Genomic DNA, 20,799 nt, shown 5'->3' on the forward strand with positions numbered 1-20,799 from the left:
GCAACAAGAAGACGCGGCCGATACCTTCTCGTTACCAATTAGTCAGGAGACACGCATCATGAAACGTAGAATTTTCCTCACGCTGGCCGCCGCGGCGACAGGAGTGCTTTTCAACGCACCGGTCGCGCAGGCCGCAGACCCGGTGAAGATCGGCTTCCTCGTGAAGCAACCGGAAGAACCCTGGTTCCAGGACGAGTGGAAGTTCGCTGAAATCGCAGCGAAGGAAAAGGGCTTTACGCTCGTGAAGATCGGCGCACCGTCCGGTGAAAAGGTGATGAGCGCAATCGATAACCTCGCCGCGCAAAAGGCCCAGGGCTTCGTGATCTGCACGCCCGACGTCAAGCTCGGACCGGGCATCGTCGCGAAAGCGAAGGCCGACGGCCTGAAGATGATGACGGTCGATGACCGCCTCGTCGACGGCTCGGGCAACCCGATCGCGAGCGTGCCGCACATGGGTATCTCGGCGTACAACATCGGCAAGCAGGTCGGCGACGGTCTGGCTGCGGAAATCAAGAAGCGCGGCTGGGACATGAAGGATGTCGGCGCGATCGACGTGACGTACGAGCAGCTTCCCACTGCACATGACCGCACGAGCGGGGCGACCGATGCACTGGTTGCCGCCGGTTTCCCGAAGGCTAACGTGATCGCAGCGCCGCAGGCGAAGACGGACACGGAAAACGCGTTCAACGCAGCCAACATCGCGCTGACGAAGAATCCGCAGTTCAAGCACTGGGTCGCTTACGCGCTGAACGACGAAGGTGTGCTTGGTGCAGTTCGTGCAGCAGAAAGCCGCGGCTTCAAGGCCGACAACATGATCGGCATCGGCATCGGCGGTTCGGATTCGGCGCTCAACGAGTTCAAGAAGGGCTCGCCGACGGGCTTCTACGGCACCGTGATCATCAGCCCGAAGCGCCATGGCGAAGAAACCTCGACGCTGATGTACGACTGGGTCACGCAAGGCAAGGAACCGCCGCTGCTCACGCTGACGACAGGCATGCTCGCCACGCGTGACAACGTCGCCGACGTGCGCGAGAAGATGGGCCTCGCGTCGAAGTAAGCGATGGTATGTGGCAGATGCGCGATGCGTCTCGCCGCTGGCTAAGCAGTGCAGGCCTGCGCGCGGTACGAACGAAGGTTCGCGCCGCGCGCACGCAGGATGAGACAGGCCGTCGCCGGCCGCGCAGACAATCTGCGTGACCGGACTCCGGCGGCGTATGGATGCAACAGGAGGCGAAGTGTCAGCGACGCTACGTTTTGATGAGATCGGCAAGGTGTTTCCAGGCGTGCGTGCGCTGGACGGTGTGTCGTTCGACGTGTACGCAGGGCAGGTGCACGGCTTGATGGGTGAGAACGGCGCCGGCAAATCGACGCTGCTTAAAATTCTCGGCGGCGAGTATCAACCGGATTCGGGCCGCGTGCTGATCGACGGTAATGAGGTGCGCTTTTCGAGCGCAGCCGCGTCGATTTCAGCCGGTATCGCGGTGATTCACCAGGAATTGCAGTACGTGCCGGATTTGACCGTCACGGAAAACCTGCTGCTCGGTCAGCTGCCGAATTCGCTCGGCTGGGTCAACAAGCGCGAAGCAAAGCGCTTCGTGCGCGAACGGCTCGCCGCGATGGGCGTGGCGCTCGATCCCGATGCGAAGCTCGGCAAGCTGTCGATCGCGCAGCGGCAGATGGTCGAGATCTGCAAGGCGCTGCTGCGTAACGCGCGCGTCATCGCACTCGATGAGCCGACCAGCTCGCTGTCCCACAGCGAAACCGAAGTGCTGTTCAAGCTCGTGCGCGATCTGCGTGCGGACAATCGCGCGCTGATCTACATCTCGCACCGTATGGACGAGATCTATCAGCTGTGCGACGCGTGCACGATTTTCCGCGACGGCCGCAAGGTCGCATCGCACCCGAGTCTCGTAGACGTGAAGCGCGACACTATCGTGAGTGAGATGGTCGGTCGCGAGATTTCGGACATCTACAACTACACGCCGCGGGCGCTAGGTGAAGTGCGCTTCTCGGCGCAGGCGATCGTTGGCCATGCGCTGGCTGAGCCAACCAGCTTCGAAGTACGGCGCGGCGAAATCCTCGGCTTTTTCGGCCTGGTCGGCGCGGGCCGTAGTGAGTTGATGCACCTCGTGTACGGTGCGGATCGCAAGAAAGGCGGCGAACTGAAACTCGATGGCAAGCCCATCAAGGTACGCAGTGCCGGCGAGGCCATCCGTCACGGCATCGTGCTGTGCCCCGAAGACCGCAAGGAAGAGGGCATCGTCGCGATGGCGAGCGTGTCGGAGAACATCAACATCAGTTGCCGTCGCCACTATCTGCGCGCGGGCATGTTTCTCGACCGCAAGAAGGAAGCCGCCACCGCGGACCGCTTCATCAAGCTGCTGAAGATCAAGACACCCGGTCGGCGGCAGAAAATCCGCTTCCTGTCGGGCGGTAACCAGCAAAAAGCGATTCTGTCGCGCTGGCTCGCGGAGCCCGATCTGAAAGTGGTGATCCTCGACGAACCGACGCGCGGTATCGACGTCGGTGCGAAGCACGAAATCTATAACGTGATCTATCAGCTCGCGGAGCGTGGCTGCGCGATCGTGATGATTTCGTCGGAATTGCCGGAAGTGCTGGGCGTCTCGGACCGCATCGTCGTGATGCGCCAGGGCCGCATTTCCGGGGAGCTCGCGCGCGGCGAAGCGACCGAACAGTCGGTGCTGGGCCTTGCATTGCCGCAAAGCTCGACCGCGCCCGAAACCGCTCAGGCGGCCTGAATCTGAAGTCCAACCCGTGGGGAACGGGAGGAGTATTGACATGCAAGCTAGAGAAAACCTCGCGCAACAGGCCGCCGCAAGCGCGACCGAAGCGCTGATTCCGCAGGGCAACGACCGGCAGAAGTGGTGGCAACACGTCACCGAGTACAGCCTGATCGTCATCTTCGCGCTGATGTTCATCACGATGTCGCTGACCGTCGATCACTTCTTCTCGATCGAAAACATGCTCGGCCTCGCGCTGTCGATTTCGCAGATCGGTATGGTTGCCTGCACGATGATGTTCTGTCTCGCATCGCGTGACTTCGATCTGTCGGTGGGCTCGACCGTTGCGTTTGCTGGTGTGTTGTGCGCGATGGTGCTCAACGCGACCGGCAATACGTTTATCGCGATCATTGCGGCGGTCGCGGCGGGTGCTGTGATCGGTTTCGTGAACGGCGCGGTGATTGCGTATCTGCGCATCAACGCGCTGATCACGACGCTCGCGACGATGGAAATCGTGCGCGGCTTCGGCTTCATCGTGTCGCACGGCCAGGCGGTCGGCGTGTCGTCGGATACGTTTATCGCGCTCGGCGGCCTGACGATGTTCGGCGTGTCGCTGCCGATCTGGGTCACGCTGCTGTGCTTCATCGTGTTCGGCGTGATGCTGAACCAGACCGTGTACGGCCGTAATACGCTCGCGATCGGCGGTAATCCGGAGGCATCGCGCCTGGCCGGTATCAACGTCGAGCGCACACGCGTCTACATCTTCCTCGTGCAGGGCGCGGTGACCGCGCTGGCCGGTGTGATTCTCGCTTCGCGTATTACGTCGGGGCAGCCGAACGCCGCCGAAGGCTTCGAGTTGAACGTGATTTCGGCGTGTGTGCTGGGCGGCGTGTCACTGCTCGGCGGGCGTGCGACGATCTCGGGTGTCGTGATCGGCGTGCTGATCATGGGCACGGTCGAGAACGTGATGAACCTGATGAACATCGACGCGTTCTACCAGTACCTGGTGCGCGGTGCGATCCTGCTGGCCGCCGTGTTGCTCGACCAGTTGAAGAACCGCGGCTCGCGCGACTAAGATTCATTCCCAAAGCTTACGAAGGAACCGAACGATGTCTTCTCCGGCTAATGCAACCGCCCGTCAGGCCGACGACCTGTACGCGCGCTATCCGAGCCTCGTCGATCGCACGGTGTTGATCACCGGCGGCGCGACCGGCATTGGCGAATCGTTCGTCGAGCATTTCGTCGCGCAGGGCGCGCGCGTCGCGTTCTTCGATATCGATGCGGGTGCCGGCGAAGCACTGGCCGACCGGCTCGGCGATGCGCGTCACAAGCCGCTGTTCCTGACGTGCGACCTGACCGATATCGATGCCTTGAGAAAAGGCATCGCCGACGTGAAGGCGGCGCTCGGCCCGATCGCGGTGCTCGTCAATAACGCGGCCAACGATCGTCGTCATACGGTCGCCGAAGTCACGCCCGAATCGTTCGATGCGGGCATCGCCGTGAACATCCGCCATCAGTTCTTCGCGGCGCAAGCTGTGATCGAAGACATGAAGGCTGCGCACAGCGGCGCGATCATCAATCTCGGCTCGATCAGCTGGATGCTGAAGAACGGCGGTTACCCGGTGTACGTGATGTCGAAATCGGCGGTGCAGGGGCTCACGCGTGGACTCGCGCGTGATCTCGGACCGTACGGTATTCGCGTGAATTCGCTGGTGCCGGGCTGGGTGATGACGGAGAAACAGAAGCGTCTGTGGCTCGATGACACCGGGCGTCGCGCGATCAAGGAAGGCCAGTGCATCGACGCTGAACTGCTGCCCGCCGATCTCGCGCGCATGGCGCTGTTCCTCGCCGCCGACGACAGCCGCATGATCACCGCGCAGGACGTGATCGTCGATGGAGGCTGGGCGTGAGCGCAACGGCGCATACGTATCGCGCGGCGCTGCTCGTCGACGCGAAATGCACGCTCGGTGAGGGTGCGACGTGGTGTGCGCGCAGCGGTCGCTTCTACTGGACCGATATCGAAGGCGCGCGACTGTGGCGCTACGATCCGCGCGACGGCAGCAGCACGTCGTGGTCGATGCCCGAGCGGCTTGCCACCTTCGCGTTGTGTGCCGATGAGCATGTGCTGCTGCTCGGCCTCGCTACGCATCTTGCGTTCTTCGATCTCGTCAGCGGCGAGATTCAACATATCGTTGACGTCGAGCCGGGAACGAACACGCGCGTGAACGACGGTCGTTGCGATCGTCAGGGGCGCTTCGTGTTCGGCACGAAAGACGAGAGCACACCGGTGCGACCGGTAGGCGGTTTCTACCGGCTGAATCACGATTTAACGCTGGAGCGTTTGCCGTTGCCCGCGCCGGCGATCTCGAACAGCATCGCGTTCAGTCCGGACGGCGCGACGATGTACTACTGCGATTCGCCGACCCGCGAGATTCGCACGTGCCGTTACAGCGCGCAGGGCCAGGTGTCGCACGATCATGTATTCGTGCGCTTGAGCGATATGACGGGCGAGCCTGATGGCTCTACGGTCGATAGCGACGGCGGTTTGTGGAATGCGCAGTGGGGCGGTAGCCGGGTTGTGCGCTACGACGCGCACGGTGTCGAAACCGCACGCGTTGCCGTGCCGACCGTGCAACCGAGTTGCGTTGCGTTCGGCGGTCCGCGGCTCGGCACGCTGTATATCACCAGTGCGCGCATCGGTCTCGATGCCGCAGCGCTCGCTGTCGATTCGCGGGCCGGTGGCGTATTCGTCGCAACACCTGCGCGACGCGGCTTGCCGGACGCAGTTTTTCGGGGACGCCCGCGCAGTGCGTTTGGCGCGGCACGTGGACGTCGCCGCAGTAACGTGTCGTTCTCCGGGTAGTACGAGTACGGTAGTACGTTTCGTAGCAGCGCACGCAGTACAGACCTGAAGAGGCGGCAACGTAGACGAGCCGCCCGCAGACGCAGCCGTCGTCGACGGTTGCCGTGTTCTACGCCTCTCGATGGAGCCTGATATGACAGTCGCGAATCCTGCCGGCCCGTCTACTTCACCGTCGTCGCGGCTGCGTCGCGCGCGGCTCGCGTCTACTTCACATCCGGTGCTTCCCGGACCCAGCACGTCGGCGGTCGCGATCGGCGCTGGCATCGAGAGCGATATCGCGGGCGTGACGCTGGCCAATGCGCATCTGCGTCTCGATGTCGCGCCGCTACTTGGCGGCGGCGTGACGCGCTTCGACTGGCGCAGCGACGGCAACTCCGTGCCGATCTTTCGCCGTTGCCGGCACGTCACCGCCGACACCGATCCCAACGAACTCGCCTGCTATCCGCTGCTGCCGTTTTCGAATCGGCTGGGCGGCGGACGCTTCAGCGTGGCAGGGCGCGTGATCGACGTGCCGCGCAATCGCGCGGCCGAAGCGCTGCCGATTCACGGCGACGGCTGGCTCGCGCAGTGGCAGGTCGATGCAGCGAGCGACGAAAGCGTGCGGCTGACGCTCGACCGCAGCGACGGCAAGCCGTACGCCTATCGCGCGGTACAAACCTATACGCTCGAAGGCTCGACGCTCGCGATCGCGCTGGAAATCGAAAACGTCGGACGCGATGCGTTGCCGTTCGGTCTCGGCATCCATCCGTTTCTCGTGCGCGATGACGATACGGTGTTGTCGGCTGCGGCAGGGGGGCTCTGGCTATCCGGCGACGACTGGCTCCCCGTGCGCCACGTACCGGTGCCGCCTGCGTGGCAGTTCGGCGTCGCGTATCCGCTACCCGGTGCGGTCGTCAATCATGCTTTCACGGGCTGGAGCGGTCAGGCGACTGTTGCATGGCCGAAGCGGCGGCTGTCGCTGACAGTGGCGGCGAATACCGATTACTACGTGCTGTACACGCCGCCCGGCGAGACGTTCTTCTGCTTCGAACCGGTCGATCATCCGATCAATGCAGCCAACTTGCCAGGTGGCGCAACCGAGCATGGCATGACCCTGCTCGCACGCGGCGCACGACTCAGGCGCGAGTTCCGCTTTACGGTTGAGCCGATCGGATTACGCGCGACGGCGACGGCCGGCGGTCGCGCGAAGCGGCAAGCGCACACGGACAACTGACAGCTCGCAGTTAACGCGCGCCGCATCTTCGCTGGGCCGCGACGCGGGCCGGGTAAAATACAGCCCCTACCCGTCATTCCGCCGCGAGCCCTCCCCATGCCTTCTTTCATCCAGACGCTCAACGACGCTTGGCAGCGCACGAATTCGCTGCTGTGCGTCGGTCTCGATCCCGATCCCGCGAAGTTTCCCGGCGCGCTCGCGAACCGGGCCGATGCGATCTTCGATTTCTGCCGCGCGATCGTCGACGCGACTGCGCCTTACGCTTCGTCGTTCAAACCGCAGATCGCCTATTTCTCGGCACATCGTGCCGAAGATCAACTCGAACAACTGATCGCGCACATTCACGCGCATCATCCGGGCTTGCCGGTTGTGCTCGACGCGAAGCGCGGCGATATCGGCAGCACCGCTGAGCAGTACGCACGCGAAGTCTTCGAGCGTTACGGCGCGGACGCGGTCACGGTGAATCCGTACATGGGTTTCGATTCGATCGAGCCGTATCTTGAGCATGACGGTAAGGGTGTGATCGTGTTGTGCCGCACATCGAATGCGGGCGGCTCCGATCTGCAGTTTCTCGACACGGCGGGGCGCCCGCTGTATCAGGTGGTCGCGCAGCTTGCGGCAGAGAAGTGGAACGCTAGCGGGCAGCTTGGGCTGGTAGTCGGCGCGACGTTCCCGAAGGAAATCGAAGTCGTGCGTGGGATTGTCGGCGATATGCCGCTGCTGATTCCCGGCATCGGCGCGCAAGGCGGCGATGTGGAAGCGACCGTGCGCGCAGGGCGCACCGCGTCGGGGGCGGGGATGCTGATCAACTCGTCGCGCGCAATCATCTATGCGGGCAAGGGCGACGATTTTGCGCAGGCTGCTGCGGCTGCCGCGCAACTGACGCGCGATACGATCAACGCATCGCGCTGAAGCGGTACATCGGGTTACGCGTCGGCTATGCGGCTGGCGCGGCCGATTCCCGCGCAGATGCCCTGCGTTAAAGCTCAGCGCAACGGCTCAGCGTTACAACCAAGCGTTAACGCGGCCCAAGCCGCGCGATGAGCGCATCGTGCTGTGGCCACGCCTGCCGCAGCGCTTCTGCATCGGCCAGTTCGAACTCACTGAACTCGAACCCAGGCGCCACCGTACAACCGACGAGCGCAAAGCTCGCCGGATCCACGCATTCCGCGGCAAACCACAACCCAGCCGGCACCACTGCCTGAAACACCGTGTCCGGATGCGTCAGCGCATTGCCGAGCCGATGCGTGGTGAGCTGTCCGGCGTTATCGAGTACATGCACGTCGAGCGGTTCGCCGGCATAGAAATGCCAGACTTCGTCGGAGCGAATGCGGTGCCACGAGGAATGGGCGCCGTCGCATAGCAGGTAGTAGATCGCCGTCGATGCCGAGCGCCGCTCGTTTGAGCCTTCGCGATGCACGCCGTCTGCGGCCCGATAGGTTTCGCTGAAGAAGCCGCCTTCCGGATGCGGCTTCAGGTCGAAGCGGCGGATCAAGGCGTGTCGGTCGAGATCGTTGGTCTGCATGGGAGTCGTGAGAGAGGCCAAGGTGGCGGCCCGCAGCAAGGGCCGGCGGAAGTCACACAACAAGAATACTAAGAGACGACGAGCGGCGCTTCAGCGTTCCTGCTCGTCGAGCAGCGCAAGCACGCCACGCAACGCATGCGCGGCAGCCTGCACGCGGATCTGCTCGCGACCGCCCTTGAACACGACGGTTTCGACGGCGGTATGCAGACGGTTGCTCCAGCCGAACGACACCATCCCGACCGGCTTCGTTTCCGTACCGCCGCCCGGCCCGGCGACGCCGGTAATCGATAGCGCGACCTGCGCGCGGCTGTTGCGCAGCGCACCCTCCGCCATCGCACGCGCAACCGGCTCGCTGACTGCACCATGACGGTCGATCAGCTCGGCCGGCACGCCGATCATTTCGCTCTTCGCCTGGTTCGAATAGGTGACGAAGCCGCGCTCGAACCAGCCGCTGCTGCCGGAAATATCGGTGATCGCGGTGGCCACCATGCCGCCGGTGCAGGATTCAGCGGTGGTGAGCATCAGGCGCCCGTCGCGCAGCCGGTTGCCGACGCGGATGGCGAGCTGATGGACGACGGAATCGGTAGGCATGCGGGGGTCCGGTAACGGGTGTCGGTCAGACCGACATGCGCCACAGCGCAATCACGAGCAACGTGTAGAACGCGGCGGCAAGGTCGTCGAACATGATGCCAAAACCACCTTTCAGCTTGCGGTCGAAATAACCGATGGGCGGTGGTTTCACCATGTCGAAGAAGCGAAACACGACAAACGCCCACAACTGCCCAATGAACGTGACGGGTGTCACCATCAGTAGAACGAGCCAGAACGCGACGATTTCGTCCCAGACGACCGGCGACGGATCGTCGGTGCCGAGCCGCTTCGCGGTGAAACCGGTGATGGCGATGCCGGCGAAGAATCCGATGACGATCAGCAGGCCCCAGTCGATCACCGTCAGATAGCGACTGAACGCATCGAACGAGGCCCATGCGAACAGCGTGCCGACGGTGCCGGGCATGATCGGCGAGAGCCCGCTGCCGAACCCGAGCGACAGGATATGCAGCGGGTGCGACAGCATGAAGCGGGAGTTCGCTCGGCGCGGTCCCGGCTTGCCGGGGTTCGGGCCGGAGCCGCCGGGGAGATCGTCGGTGGGGACGAGCGGGGGTTCAGTCTGCATGGAAATGATCGAAGCCTTGCAACGTCAGGGTGAGCGGTGTGCCGGTTGCGTCGCGCCAGGCGATCGCGGGCGCGGTTGCAGGTGCGCCTGCAACCGCTTGAAGAGCGGTTATTGTACCGATGCGCGTCACGGTTACGGCGGCCTCGCGGCCCGCGGCTTCAACCGCCGCGCGCGCTGCTTGCGGAGCAGTAAAGCAGAGTTCGTAGTCGTCACCACCGGCGAGCGTGCAGCGCCGCTGTATGTCGGCGGGGAACTGGCGCAATGCGGCGGAACGCGGTACGGCGTCGACATCGACGGTCGCACCGACCTGCGAGCGCTCGAGGATATGCAGCAGATCGCCGGCGAGCCCGTCGGACAGATCGAGCGCCGCGTGCGCGATGCCGCGCAACGCGAGACCGAGCGCGACACGCGGCTCGGGTCGCTCCATTGCGTGACGGAAAAGTGCGGCATCGGCGTCGTTCGTCTGCCATTCGCCACGCAACACACCCAAACCAGCGCGCGCATCGCCAAGTACGCCCGAGATCCAGATGTCATCGCCAGGCTGGGCCGCATCGCGCCGCAGCGCATGCTGAGGCGGCACCGAACCGAACACGGTCAAACACAGATTGAGCGGCCCGCCCGTGGTATCGCCGCCGATCAGCGGGCAATCGAATCGCTCGGCCAGTTCGAACAGGCCGTTGCTGAATGGCTCGAGCCACGCTTCGCTCGCTTGCGGTAGCGAGAACGCCAGCGTGAACCCCTGCGGCCGCGCACCCATCGCCGCGAGGTCCGACAGGTTGACCGCCAGCGCCTTGTGACCCAGCGCGTGCGGATCGACATCGGCGAAGAAATGGCGCCCTTCCACCAGCATGTCCGTCGAAATTGCCAGCATCTCGCCAGCGCGCGGTGCGAGTAGCGCACAGTCGTCGCCGATGCCGAGCGGCACGTCGGCGCGCGGCGCACCAGCCGCGGCACGCCGGGCAAAGAAGCGGTCGATCAACGAAAACTCGGAGAGCATGGCGATGTCCGGCGTACGCGAAAGCGAAGGCAAATGCGGTTAAAAGCGCGCATGGTAGCGCGTACTGCACGGTAAAACCAGGCAAACAGCGCGGTTGCGCGGCTACTGTGGCGGTTTCTTCAGAGTTATTTCGGGTGCGGCAGTTGTACCCTTTCCGACGGAATTGGGCCGGAGATTGGGGCTACAATGCCGTCGAATATCCATTCTAATCCGCACCTCGAAGCCCGCCTCATGTCCAATCCCACCGATAGCAAACTCCGCGAAGCCGCACTCGATTATCACGAGTTTCCCACTCCGGGAAAGATCGCGATCGCGCCGACCAAGCAGATGATCAACCAGCGCGATCTCGCGTTGGCGTATTCGCCGGGCGTCGCCTTCGCGTGTGAGGCGATCGTCGAGAATCCGCTGAACGCTGCCCGCTTCACCGCGCGCAGCAACCTGGTCGGCGTCGTGACGAACGGCACCGCGGTGCTCGGCCTCGGCAACATCGGGCCGCTCGCGTCGAAGCCGGTGATGGAAGGCAAGGCGGTGCTGTTCAAGAAGTTTGCCGGCATCGACGTGTTCGACATCGAGCTGAACGAGTCGGACCCGCACAAGCTGGTCGACGTGATCGCCGCGCTCGAACCGACGTTCGGCGGGATCAACCTTGAAGACATCAAGGCGCCCGACTGTTTCATCGTCGAGCGCGAGTGCCGCAAGCGCATGAAGATTCCGGTCTTCCACGATGACCAGCACGGCACGGCCATCGTCGTCGCGGCGGCGATCACCAACGGTCTGAAAGTGGTTCAGAAGGACATCAAGAGCGTGAAGCTGGTCGCATCGGGCGCAGGCGCTGCGTCGCTTGCGTGTCTGGACCTGCTCGTCGATCTCGGCCTGCCGATCGAAAACATTCTGGTGACCGACCTCGCTGGTGTCGTCTACAAAGGCCGCGTCGAACTGATGGACCCGGACAAGGAACGTTTCGCCCGTGAGACCGACGCGCGCACGCTCGCCGAAGCGATTGGCGGCGCGGATATTTTCCTGGGGCTGTCGGCGGGCGGTGTGCTGAAGCCGGAGATGGTCAAGGGAATGGCCGCCAGGCCGCTGATCCTCGCACTCGCGAACCCGACGCCGGAAATCCTGCCGGAACTGGCGCTCGAAGTGCGCCCGGATGCCGTGCTCGCAACGGGCCGCACGGACTATCCGAATCAGGTCAATAACGTGCTGTGTTTTCCGTTCATCTTCCGCGGTGCGCTCGATGCGGGCGCCACGACGGTGACGCGCGAGATGGAAATTGCCGCGGTGAATGCGATTGCCGAGCTGGCGCGCCAGGAGCAGAGCGATATCGTCGCGACCGCGTATGGCATTCAGGATCTGTCGTTCGGGCCGGAATACCTGATTCCAAAGCCGTTCGATCCGCGCCTGATCGTCAAGATCGCGCCGGCTGTGGCGAAAGCCGCGATGGATTCGGGCGTGGCGACCCGGCCGATCGAAGACATGGATGCGTACGAACAACATCTGCAGCAGTTCGTCTATCACAGCGGCACGACGATGAAGCCGATCTTCCAGCTCGCGCGCAGCGTCGAGCCGGAGAAGAAGCGCATCGTGTTCGCGGAAGGCGAAGAAGAGCGCGTATTGCGCGCGGTGCAGATCATCGTCGACGAGAAGCTCGCGAAGCCGATCCTGATCGGCCGTCCGTCGGTGATCGAACAACGCATGACGCGTTATGGACTGCGGCTCACAGCCGGCCAGGACTACACGGTCGTCAACACCGATCACGACGAGCGCTATCGCGCGTACTGGCAGGAATATCACAAGATGATGGCGCGCAAGGGCATCAGCGAGCAGATGGCCAAGCTCGAAATGCGCCGCCGTACGACGCTGATCGGCTCGATGATGGTGAAGAAGGGCGAAGCCGACGGGATGATCTGCGGCACGATCAGCACGACGCATCGCCATCTGCACTTCGTCGACCAGGTGATCGGCAAGCGCGCAGGCTGCAGCGTCTACGCGGCTATGAACGCGCTGGTGCTGCCAGGCCGGCAGATCTTCCTCGTCGACACGCACGTGAACGTCGATCCGACGCCGGAACAGCTCTGCGAAATCACCATCATGGCCGCCGAAGAAGTGCGCCGCTTCGGCATCGAACCGAAGATCGCGCTGGTCTCGCATTCGAACTTCGGCACGAGCCACGCGCCGTCCGCGCAGAAAATGCGCGACACGCTGGCGTTGCTGCGCGAGCGCGCGCCGGATCTGGAAGTGGACGGCGAAATGCACGGCGACGTCGCGCTCGATGCAAACCTGCGTCGTGAAGTGCTGCCGGAATCGACGCTCGAAGGCGACGCGAACCTGCTGGTGCTGCCGAACATCGACGCGGCAAATATCTCGTACAACCTGCTGAAGACGGCCGCCGGCAACAACATCGCAATCGGCCCGATGCTGCTCGGCGCGGCACAACCGGTGCATGTGCTGACTTCGTCGGCGACGGTCCGCCGGATCGTCAACATGACCGCACTGCTGGTCGCGGATGTGAGCGCCGCGCGCTAATTTCCCGTAGAAATTTCGCCCGGATAAAAAAGAAAGGCGTGCCTGCCACGGCACGCCTTTGGGCGAACAGGGGAATGTCGCCCGAAAATGGCTCCGGCGCTGCAGCGCCAGCTCCGGGTGGCCCTGACAGTCGAGAGGGAAAAACCTTTGTGCGAGGCCCTTTCGACGCGTCATTGGGTTAATTTTATCTTGATCCAGATAGGGTATTTGTCAAAAGTCGTCAAAACTACCGTTTTACGAGGCTTTTCTGTGCCAAAGGAACCTTGCATACGGCGCACGAACATTGATTCCAAAGGCTATTAGCGATACCCTTACGGCTTTCATGGTCGTCGAACTCGTGATTCAACAACGGGAATCCTGATTCATGGCACGCAAGTGGCTCCGCAACGGCGTGCTCAACGCCGCCCTGACGGTCAGTCTGTGCGGGGGGCTAGTCGAAGGCGCTTTGGCGCGAGACTATGCGGTTCCAGCCGGGATTCAGGCGCAGGGTACCGTCGCGGTGGCGCAACTGCCCCGCGAGGCAGTCAATACATTGAACTTGATTGCGGCAGGCGGGCCTTATCCGTATGAGAAGGACGGCATCGTATTCGGCAACTACGAGCGGTTGCTGACGCCGCAGCGGCGCGGCTATTACCACGAATACACCGTTCCTACGCCCCGTGCGCGCAACCGCGGTGCGCGGCGCATCGTCTGTGGCGGTCCGCTCAGGCAGACCGATAATTGTTTTTACTCCGACGACCACTACACCAGTTTTAAACGTATTGTTGAATGATATTGGGATGAACGGCATGAGCGACAACGTCTACGCGCACGACACCGGAGTCGCGACGGATCTTTTCGCGGCCGGCGACGGCAATCTGTTCCAGCGCGTCATGCAGATGCGCGCCGCCGGTCACGACGGGGACAACCAGAGCGAAGCCAGCACGGTGCTTTCATCGAATGAGGAGCCCATGAGTCTTTTCAAGACCGTACGACCGAACATCGTACAGTCGATCCGCGCGTTTCGCGTGCAGGATCTGGCCGACGAGGCGAACCAGCTCGGTCAGCATTTTCTGTATGCGCAATGCGCGTGCGCACAATCGAAGCAGGAAGTGCTCGAAACGATTGCGACGTCGTTTTTGTTTCCGAAGCATTTCGGCAAGAACTACGACGCGCTTTTTGACTGCCTGACCGACCTGGTTCAAAAGGCCGGCACGCAGCCTGGTTTCGTGATCGTGCTCGAGGCACTGCCGGTGGCGCAGAAATTCGACAAGGAAGGTCGCGAAACGCTGCTCGACGTATTCCGTGAAGCCGCCGAATTCTGGGCCGAGCGGAAGGTCGCGTTCCGGGTGTTCTATTCGTTTGCCTGAGCGCCTCGCGATTTGACAGCAGGCGTGACTGGATGACGCGAGCGTCGTTCGATACCGCAGACAGGAAGCACAGGGCCCGCCAACTGGCGGGCCCTGTGCTTTTCTACGTGCAGCGATAAGCGACAAGCGAACTAACCGCAATCACCATCCGCCCCAACGTGCGGCCAGCGCGGCGAGCACCGCGATGCCGGCGGTTTCCGTGCGCAACACGCGTGGTCCGAGTGCGACGGCGGTGAACCCGCGGGCCGTAGCAGCTTCCTCTTCTTCGATCGACAGGCCGCCTTCCGGGCCGATCAGTACGATCGTTTCGCCGCGCGGTGGCTCGGCTGGCAATGCGGTGAACGCGATGCTTGCGCGCGGCGACAGCAGCAGCCGCGATTCGCCGTTGGCGGGCGTTGTGCTCAGCGCGTCGAGCCACGCGGTGAATTCGCGAACTGGCGCGACAGCCGGCAGCCGGTTGCGCCCACACTGCTCGCACGCCGCCCGAACGATGCCTTCCCAATGCGCAAGTCGTCGTTGTGCACGTTCGCCGGCAAGACGGACGACGCTGCGTGTCGTTGTCAGCGGTACGAAGTTCGAGGCACCGAGCTCGACTGCCTTCTCGATCAGCCAGTCCATCTTGTCGCCACCGGCGATGCCCTGCGCAAGCGTCAACCGATACGGCGGCTCCGCTTCCGCGGCGTCGAATGCGCCGATCTTCACCGATGCCGAGCGGCGCTCCACCTCGATCAACTCAGCCTGATACGCGCCGCCTTCGCCGTTGAATAGCGCGAGCGGGCCGCCGGCCTGCAGACGCAGTACCTGGATATGACGGACGACATCGTCGGGAAGCGATACGACATCGCCGGACTGAAACGATTTGCCGACGAAAAAACGGGGCATTGATGCAACGCTCATAAATTCACGAAAGGCGCCGGGCGAGTGCCCAGCGGTAGCCGTCCAGATCTTCGATCTGGGCAAAACGGTCGCCCCAGAACTGGTCCTGCGGCTCGCTGAGGGACTTCGCGCCGGCAGCAAGCGCCCTGGCATAAACCGCATCGACATCGTCGACGTACAGATAGAACGATTGCGGTGCGATTGCGCCTGCGCTCTTCGGCGTCTTCGCTGTCGAGCCGAACGCGCCTTCGGGTGCGAACATCACGATCAGTTGATCTTGCCAGGTCATCTCGACGTGCATGATCACGCCTTCGTCCTGCACGCTGTCGCGTAGCGCAAAACCGAACGCCGCTTCGTAGAACGCGATCGCGGAGCGTGCATCGCGCACCGTCATGTAAGGGGTCAACCAGGGCACACCGGCTGGGCGAGGCGCGGTCATCAAATTCTCCGTATCCAGGGGGCGTCCATGCAGTGCACCGGTCGGACGGCTGTCGCGCGATGACCGTCGATGGCCGGCTGCGGCAACGTCCGCCAACGTCACCGCGATGGCTGTAAGACTCCGCTTAGTTTATCGCGCACTGCGTAAGGTTCTGCAAATAATGCGGCGTGCAGTGCCGGGTCGTACCACTTCAACCCGGCGATGCCTCGCGTGGCGAGCCGGGCGGCCGCTTGTTCGGCGGTGAGCGCGGTGGGGTCGAGCGTGTCGCTTGCCGTTGCCATCAGCCACAGCGAGCCGTAGAGCGGCACGAATGCCGCCATCGTGCGGACCACCGCGAACGACGCGCGCAGATCGTCGAGCAGGGTCTCGATGCGCGCGGCGTGAAAGTACGGAGCGCCGAGATGGATCGACAGCGCGGCTTGCGGCGCCATCGTGCGTTTGAGCGCGGTGTAGAAGCTTCGCGTGTACAGGCCGGCTGCGGGCGAGTCGGGCGGCGTCAGATCGAAGACCACGAGATCGAACAGCTCATGCGACTGCTCGACGAAGACCGCCGCATCGCCGATCGCGAGTTCGACGCGCGGATCGTCCCACGCGCCGCCATGCACGTCGGGCAGATGCTCGCGAGTCAGGCGGACGACTTCCTCGTCGAGTTCGGCGACGACAATCCGCTCGATGCCGGGATGCTTCAGCAGTTGCTTCGCCGCACCGCCATCGCCGCCGCCGAGCACGAGCGCCGCGTGGGGCGCCGGATGCACAAGCGCCGCTGGATGAACCATGCATTCGTGATAGATGAACTCGTCGCCGGCAGATGTCATCGGTCGACCGTCCAGCGTGAACAACCGGCCGAGCGCCGACGTGTTCCAGACTTCGATGTGCTGATAGCGCGAATCGACTCGCTCGATGCAGCGTGCGTCTGGAAAACCGTAGACGGCATCGGGCGAAGGGCGGAACAGCAGAGGAGGGTTCACGGCGGCGAGGCGCAAGGGCGCGGCGTTTCGACGGGCGGATTATAGTGCCGCGGATTGCAAGCCGAATCGCGGCAAACTCACGGCTGAGCAGCGGTCAGAGCGCTACCAAAGCGCTACCAAAGCGCTACCAAAGCGCAACCGACGCTCACAGCCGAGGCTTGCAGTACGTGCCTGCCACCGCGGCTCGCCCAGCCCCCACCCGTCCCGGTTCGCAGCGAACGATCTGCTAGAATGACACGCTTTGCAGCCCCGTCCGTTTGCTCTGCCCGTCTCGCGTCTTCAGGCGCCGCACCGTGCGCGCCAGCGGACTGCCGTCGAGCTTCCGGACACCGCCCGCGCCCCGCTTTTTGGACCCGTTCTCCGGACTCGACATGACGACCCCATCTCCCGCTCCCACCTCCCTGATGGCCAACGCGATCCGCGCGCTCGCGATGGACGCCGTTCAACAAGCGAATTCCGGTCACCCCGGCATGCCGATGGGCATGGCCGAGATCGGCGTGGCACTGTGGTCGCGTCATCTGCGCCACAACCCGGCCAACCCGAACTGGACCGATCGCGATCGCTTCGTGCTGTCCAACGGTCACGGCTCGATGCTGCTGTATTCGCTGCTGCACCTGACCGGCTACGACCTGCCGATCGAAGAGCTGAAGAACTTCCGGCAGATGCATTCGAAGACGCCGGGTCACCCGGAATACGGCATCACGCCGGGCGTCGAAACCACCACGGGTCCGCTCGGCCAGGGTCTCGCCAACTCGGTCGGCATGGCACTCGCCGAAGCACTGCTCGCCGCCGAATTCAACAAGCCCGATGCGAAGATCGTCGATCACCATACGTACGTGTTCCTCGGCGACGGCTGTCTGATGGAAGGCATCTCGCACGAAGCCTGTTCGTTTGCTGGCACGCTGAAGCTGAACAAGCTGATCGCGTTCTACGACGACAACGGCATCTCGATCGATGGTGAAGTCGTCAACTGGTTCCACGACGACACGCCCAAGCGTTTCGAAGCGTACGGCTGGAATGTAATCCCGCACGTGAACGGTCACGATGTCGACGCGGTAGACGCGGCAATCGTTGCAGCGAAGCAATCGAACAAGCCGACGCTGATCTGCTGCAAGACCGTGATCGGCGAAGGCGCACCGACCAAGGCCGGCAGTCACGACGCGCACGGCGCGCCGCTCGGCGCCGAAGAAATCGCGAAGACGCGTGCGGCGATCGGCTGGAAGTGGGAGCCGTTCGTGATTCCGCAGGAAGTCTATGCCGCGTGGGACGCGAAGGAAGCGGGTCAACGCTTCGAATCCACATGGAACGACGCATTCGCGCAGTACAAGGCAAAGTATCCGCAGGAAGCGGCCGAATTCACGCGCCGCACCGGCAAGAAACTGCCCGCCGACTGGGCAGAGAAAGCACAAGCCATCATCGCCGCCGCCAACGAACGCGCAGAAACGGTCGCGTCGCGCAAGGCGTCGCAGCAAACCATCGAAGCGCTGGCTGCGGTGCTGCCGGAACTGCTCGGCGGTTCGGCCGACCTGACCGGCTCGAACCTCACCAACTGGAAGGCCTCGAAGCCGGTGCGCGCGGCGCATGACGGCGAAAGCGGCATCCAGTGGGGCAACCACGTCAACTACGGCGTGCGCGAATTCGGCATGAGCGCCGGGCTCAACGGCATTACGCTGCATGGCGGCTACAAGGCATTCGGCGGCACGTTCCTGACGTTCTCCGACTACAGCCGCAACGCGCTGCGTATGGCCGCGCTGATGAAGGCACCGTCTATCTTCGTGTTCACGCACGACTCGATCGGCCTCGGCGAAGACGGCCCGACCCACCAGTCCATCGAACACGTCTCGAGCCTGCGGCTGATTCCGCATCTGGACGTGTGGCGTCCGGCCGATACGGTCGAAACAGCGGTGTCGTGGACGCAAGCTGTCGAACATCACGGTCCGTCGGTCCTGATCTTCACGCGTCAAAACCTGCTGTTCTCGGCGCGCACCGATGCGCAGATCGCGAACGTCGCGAAGGGCGGCTACGTGCTGCGCGACTGGGACGACGAGATCGTCGCGCGCAAGGTGATCCTGATCGCGACTGGCTCCGAAGTCGAACTCGCGCTGAAAGCGGTCGAGCCGCTCGCGCGCGACGGCATTGCGGCACGTGTCGTGTCGATGCCGGCTACCACCGTGTTCGACCGGCAGGATGCCGAGTACCGCGAACGCGTGCTGCCGAAGGGCGTACGCCGCGTGGCGATCGAAGCCGGCGTGACGGATTTCTGGCGCAAGTACGTGGGTCTGGAAGGCGGCGTGGTCGGTATCGACACGTTCGGCGAATCGGCCCCGGCTGGCGTGCTGTTCAAGCATTTCGGCTTCACCGTCGAGCATGTTGTCGAGACGGCGAAGGCTGCACTGGGCTAATCGACATTGTCGAGACGCACGCGGCGTGCTTCACGCCGCGGCGCCTGCCCCGCAGGACCGATCGAACGTATTTTTTTCAGCCATCAGGAGATAGACCATGACGATTCGCGTCGCAATCAACGGCTACGGCCGGATCGGCCGCAACACGCTGCGCGCCTTCTATGAAAACGGCAAGAAGCACGACATTCAGATCGTGGCGATCAACGACCTCGGTGATGCGAAGACCAATGCTCACCTGACGCAATACGACACGGCGCACGGCAAGTTCCCTGGCGAAGTCGCAGTGGATGGCGAGTACCTCGTCGTGAACGGCGACAAGATCCGCGTGCTCGCCAACCGCAACCCGGCCGAACTGCCGTGGGGCGAACTCGGTGTCGACGTCGTGCTGGAATGCACGGGCTTTTTCACGACCAAGGAAAAGGCTAGCGCCCACATCAAGGGCGGCGCGAAGAAGGTGATCATCTCGGCACCGGGCGGCAAGGATGTCGATGCGACGATCGTCTACGGCGTGAACCATCATGTGCTGAAGGCCGAACACACGGTGATCTCGAATGCATCGTGTACGACGAACTGCCTCGCGCCGCTCGTCAAGCCGCTGAACGACAAGATCGGCCTCGAAAACGGCCTGATGACGACGATCCACGCGTACACGAACGATCAGGTGCTGACCGACGTGTATCACGAAGACCTGCGCCGCGCGCGCTCGGCCACGCACAGCCAGATTCCGACGAAGACGGGTGCTGCTTCCGCAGTCGGCCTGGTGCTGCCGGAACTGAATGGCAAGCTCGACGGCTACGCGATCCGCGTCCCGACGATCAACGTGTCGATCGTCGATCTGTCGTTTATCGCGAAGCGCGACACGACGGTCGAAGAAGTGAACGCGATCATGAAGGAAGCGTCGGAAGGTTCGTTGAAGGGCATCCTCGGCTACAACGCGGCGCCGCTGGTCTCGATCGACTTCAACCACAACCCGGCTTCGTCGACATTCGACTCTACGCTGACGAAGGTGTCGGGTCGTCTCGTGAAGGTGTCGAGCTGGTACGACAACGAATGGGGCTTCTCGAACCGCATGCTCGACACGGCGGTTGCGCTGGCGAACGCGAAGTAAGCGGATTGTCGGTGTCGTAGCACGTCAAAAAGCCGCTCTTCGGAGCGGCTTTTTATCGGGCTTATCGAGGCTAAGAGCGACGACGGTTCAATGCTTGCGATGCGGGCAATTCTCTTTTATGCAGGCGCCGTACAGCGCAAGCGCGTGTTCCTGTAGCTTGAAGCCACGCTCTTTCGCAATGGCCTGCTGACGGCTTTCGATCTCCGCGTCGAAGAACTCTTCGACGAGCCCGCAGTCGAGACACACCAGGTGGTCGTGATGCGTGCCTTCGTTCAGTTCGAACACGGCTTTGCCGGATTCGAAGTTGCTGCGCGACAGCAGCCCCGCCTGCTCGAACTGTGTAAGCACGCGGTAAACCGTGGCGAGACCGATGTCGAGCTCTTCGTGAAGCAGGTTCCGGTAGACGTCTTCTGCTGTCAGATGGCGGACTGGGCTATGCTGGAAAATCTCCAGAATCTTGAGGCGCGGAAGGGTCGCCTTGAGCCCGATATTCTTGAGATCGGTCGGATTGGTCATGACAAGGGATCCCTAGAGTACAATGCACGGCTCCAATAGTAATGTGTTTTTGCGGTTCAAGGCCATCTTCGGCGGAATGAAACTCGCGCGGCTTGTCATCGA

General features: G+C 63.0%; 20 protein-coding genes. 12 read left to right on the forward strand and 8 right to left on the reverse strand.

The features are described 5' to 3' along the window. The first annotated feature begins 58 nt into the window (after positions 1-58). From FNZ07_RS15820 to pyrF, 7 genes are all read left to right on the forward strand, one after another. Positions 59-1,057, forward strand: coding sequence for an arabinose ABC transporter substrate-binding protein (locus FNZ07_RS15820; protein WP_091009807.1), 999 nt, complete (start codon positions 59-61; stop codon positions 1,055-1,057). 178 nt (positions 1,058-1,235) lie between these two features. Next, positions 1,236-2,759: an L-arabinose ABC transporter ATP-binding protein AraG gene (gene araG, locus FNZ07_RS15825; RefSeq protein ID WP_091010891.1), complete on the forward strand. Its 1,524-nt coding sequence runs from the start codon at positions 1,236-1,238 to the stop codon at positions 2,757-2,759. Positions 2,760-2,799: 40 nt separating this feature from the next. Next, positions 2,800-3,816 carry an L-arabinose ABC transporter permease AraH gene (araH, locus tag FNZ07_RS15830; protein WP_091009809.1) on the forward strand — a complete coding sequence of 339 codons (1,017 nt, stop codon included), beginning with the start codon at positions 2,800-2,802 and terminating at the stop codon, positions 3,814-3,816. Positions 3,817-3,850: 34 nt separating this feature from the next. Further along, on the forward strand, positions 3,851-4,651 hold the full coding sequence (locus FNZ07_RS15835; RefSeq protein WP_091009812.1) for an SDR family NAD(P)-dependent oxidoreductase: 801 nt from the start codon (positions 3,851-3,853) through the stop codon (positions 4,649-4,651). After that, a complete protein-coding gene (locus FNZ07_RS15840; RefSeq protein WP_091009815.1) occupies positions 4,648-5,604 on the forward strand; it encodes an SMP-30/gluconolactonase/LRE family protein in 957 nt (318 codons plus the stop codon). Before FNZ07_RS15835 ends, FNZ07_RS15840 begins: the two co-directional genes overlap by 4 nt. 133 nt (positions 5,605-5,737) lie before the next feature. Then, positions 5,738-6,817, forward strand: coding sequence for an aldose 1-epimerase (locus FNZ07_RS15845; RefSeq protein WP_091009818.1), 1,080 nt, complete (start codon positions 5,738-5,740; stop codon positions 6,815-6,817). A 96-nt stretch (positions 6,818-6,913) separates the two neighbouring features. Beyond that, positions 6,914-7,729, forward strand: coding sequence for an orotidine-5'-phosphate decarboxylase (gene pyrF, locus FNZ07_RS15850; RefSeq protein ID WP_091009820.1), 816 nt, complete (start codon positions 6,914-6,916; stop codon positions 7,727-7,729). 106 nt (positions 7,730-7,835) lie between these two features. On the opposite strand, the gene FNZ07_RS15855 is transcribed toward pyrF, so the two are convergent. The 4 genes from FNZ07_RS15855 to thiL all read right to left on the reverse strand — a co-directional run bounded on the left by FNZ07_RS15855 (position 7,836) and on the right by thiL (position 10,513). After that, positions 7,836-8,342, reverse strand: coding sequence for a cupin domain-containing protein (locus tag FNZ07_RS15855; protein WP_091009822.1), 507 nt, complete (start codon positions 8,340-8,342; stop codon positions 7,836-7,838). A 90-nt stretch (positions 8,343-8,432) separates the two neighbouring features. Then, a complete protein-coding gene (locus tag FNZ07_RS15860) occupies positions 8,433-8,933 on the reverse strand; it encodes a CinA family protein (protein ID WP_091009825.1) in 501 nt (166 codons plus the stop codon). A 25-nt stretch (positions 8,934-8,958) separates the two neighbouring features. Continuing rightward, positions 8,959-9,516, reverse strand: a complete 558-nt coding sequence (locus tag FNZ07_RS15865) for a phosphatidylglycerophosphatase A family protein (RefSeq protein WP_177228260.1) — start codon at positions 9,514-9,516, stop codon at positions 8,959-8,961. Continuing rightward, positions 9,506-10,513, reverse strand: a complete 1,008-nt coding sequence (gene thiL, locus FNZ07_RS15870; protein ID WP_091009831.1) for a thiamine-phosphate kinase — start codon at positions 10,511-10,513, stop codon at positions 9,506-9,508. The genes FNZ07_RS15865 and thiL overlap by 11 nt, the downstream gene beginning before the upstream one ends. A 186-nt stretch (positions 10,514-10,699) precedes the next feature. Between thiL and FNZ07_RS15875 the strand changes: the two genes are divergently transcribed. The 3 genes from FNZ07_RS15875 to FNZ07_RS15885 all read left to right on the forward strand — a co-directional run bounded on the left by FNZ07_RS15875 (position 10,700) and on the right by FNZ07_RS15885 (position 14,388). After that, entirely contained in the window at positions 10,700-13,039 is a 2,340-nt protein-coding gene (locus FNZ07_RS15875) for an NADP-dependent malic enzyme (protein ID WP_091009832.1), read from the forward strand. Positions 13,040-13,403: 364 nt separating this feature from the next. Continuing rightward, a complete protein-coding gene (locus tag FNZ07_RS15880; protein WP_091009835.1) occupies positions 13,404-13,811 on the forward strand; it encodes a ribonuclease in 408 nt (135 codons plus the stop codon). A gap of 7 nt (positions 13,812-13,818) precedes the next feature. Further along, positions 13,819-14,388, forward strand: a complete 570-nt coding sequence (locus FNZ07_RS15885) for a barstar family protein (protein WP_170275779.1) — start codon at positions 13,819-13,821, stop codon at positions 14,386-14,388. Positions 14,389-14,529: 141 nt separating this feature from the next. Here FNZ07_RS15885 and FNZ07_RS15890 read toward each other — a convergent pair whose 3' ends face one another. The 3 genes from FNZ07_RS15890 to speE all read right to left on the reverse strand — a co-directional run bounded on the left by FNZ07_RS15890 (position 14,530) and on the right by speE (position 16,671). Next, complete coding sequence (locus FNZ07_RS15890; RefSeq protein ID WP_091009838.1) at positions 14,530-15,270, reverse strand: 16S rRNA (uracil(1498)-N(3))-methyltransferase; 741 nt, start codon at positions 15,268-15,270, stop codon at positions 14,530-14,532. Positions 15,271-15,289: 19 nt separating this feature from the next. Continuing rightward, the gene (locus tag FNZ07_RS15895) at positions 15,290-15,703 is read right to left on the reverse strand and encodes a VOC family protein (protein ID WP_091009841.1); all 414 of its coding nucleotides are present in this window, start codon (positions 15,701-15,703) and stop codon (positions 15,290-15,292) included. A gap of 98 nt (positions 15,704-15,801) precedes the next feature. After that, positions 15,802-16,671 (reverse strand): polyamine aminopropyltransferase, encoded by an 870-nt coding sequence (gene speE, locus FNZ07_RS15900; RefSeq protein WP_091010893.1) that lies wholly within the window; start codon positions 16,669-16,671, stop codon positions 15,802-15,804. Positions 16,672-17,042: 371 nt separating this feature from the next. Here speE and tkt point away from each other — a divergent pair, with 371 nt between their 5' ends. Continuing rightward, positions 17,043-19,073 carry a transketolase gene (gene tkt, locus FNZ07_RS15905; protein ID WP_091009844.1) on the forward strand — a complete coding sequence of 677 codons (2,031 nt, stop codon included), beginning with the start codon at positions 17,043-17,045 and terminating at the stop codon, positions 19,071-19,073. Between the two features lie 97 nt (positions 19,074-19,170). Continuing rightward, entirely contained in the window at positions 19,171-20,181 is a 1,011-nt protein-coding gene (gene gap, locus FNZ07_RS15910) for a type I glyceraldehyde-3-phosphate dehydrogenase (protein ID WP_091009847.1), read from the forward strand. Positions 20,182-20,268: 87 nt separating this feature from the next. Here the strand turns inward: gap and fur are convergent, their stop codons facing one another. Next, complete coding sequence (gene fur, locus FNZ07_RS15915; RefSeq protein ID WP_091009850.1) at positions 20,269-20,697, reverse strand: ferric iron uptake transcriptional regulator; 429 nt, start codon at positions 20,695-20,697, stop codon at positions 20,269-20,271. Between the last annotated feature and the right edge of the window lie 102 nt (positions 20,698-20,799).

The sequence above is a fragment of the Paraburkholderia megapolitana genome (assembly GCF_007556815.1).
Lineage (GTDB): Bacteria > Pseudomonadota > Gammaproteobacteria > Burkholderiales > Burkholderiaceae > Paraburkholderia > Paraburkholderia megapolitana.